The sequence below is a fragment of the Bariatricus sp. HCP28S3_A7 genome, assembly GCF_052066375.1.
GTDB lineage: Bacteria > Bacillota > Clostridia > Lachnospirales > Lachnospiraceae > Allocoprococcus.
In genome coordinates this window covers 1-1255 of sequence record NZ_JBQHSG010000080.1, presented here as the reverse complement: position 1 = coordinate 1255, position 1255 = coordinate 1, and the positions used below count along the sequence as shown (strand labels likewise).

Annotated in this window: 1 rRNA gene; it reads left to right on the top strand. The window is 51.1% G+C overall.

Annotated features, from left to right (window positions below):
• Window positions 1-1255, top strand: a 23S ribosomal RNA gene (locus tag ACTNA4_RS16055); the annotation flags it as partial.

The window sequence follows — 1255 nt, the reverse complement described above, 5'->3', positions numbered from 1 at the left end:
AGTCAGCATGGCAGGATCCAGAGTACCACGAGACACGAGAAACCTTGTGGGAACGAGCGGGGACCACCCCGTAAGGCTAAATACTCCTTAGTGACCGATAGCGCATAGTACTGTGAAGGAAAGGTGAAAAGGACCCCGGGAGGGGAGTGAAAGAGAACCTGAAACCCTGTGTTTACAAGCTGTGGAAGAACTTTATATGTTCAACCGCGTACTTTTTGTAGAACGGTCCGGCGAGTTACGCCATCTGGCAAGGTTAAGGACTGAAGGTCCGGAGCCGAAGTGAAAACAAGTCTTAATAGGGCGGGAAGTCAGATGGAGTAGACCCGAAACCGGGTGATCTATCCATGTCCAGGCTGAAGTTGCCGTAAAAGGCAATGGAGGGCCGAACCCACATCCGTTGAAAAGGGTGGGGATGAGGTGTGGATAGGGGAGAAATTCCAATCGAACCCGGAGATAGCTGGTTCTCCTCGAAATAGCTTTAGGGCTAGCCTCGTGAGAGTCTGCTGGAGGTAGAGCACTGAATTTGTGCGGGGGCGTCAAAGCTTACCAAGCGATATCAAACTCCGAATGCCAGCCAGATGATTCACGGGAGTCAGACTGCACGAGATAAGTTGGGCAGTCAAAAGGGAAAGAGCCCAGACCTGCAGCTAAGGTCCCAAAATGTGTGTTAAGTGGAAAAGGATGTGGGATTTCAAAGACAACCAGGATGTTGGCTTAGAAGCAGCCATACATTAAAAGAGTGCGTAATAGCTCACTGGTCGAGAGGTCCTGCGCCGAAAATGTCCGGGGCTGAAACACACTACCGAAGCTCAGGAATCTACAAAGTAGATTGGTAGAGGAGCATTGAATACGCGAAGAAGCAGTACCGGAAGGAGCTGTGGAGTGTATTGAAGAGAGAATGCCGGAATGAGTAGCGAGAGGAAGGTGAGAATCCTTCCGGCCGAATACCCAAGGTTTCCAGAGTAAAGCTGATCTGCTCTGGGTAAGTCGGGACCTAAGGCGAGGTCGAAAGACGTAGCCGATGGACAACAGGTTGAGATTCCTGTACTGCAGTATAACAGAACTGTGGGGACGCAGAAGGAGAGCACGACCGGGAATGGGATCCCGGAGCAAGCGAGGTAGGAGATGAGTTGGCAAATCCGCCCATCAATCCGAAGACGTGATGCGGACTGAACTAAAGTAAGGAAGAGTGTGAGCCAGCTGCCAAGAAAAGCCGCTATTGTTTGTACTGTACCCGTACCGTAAACCGACACAG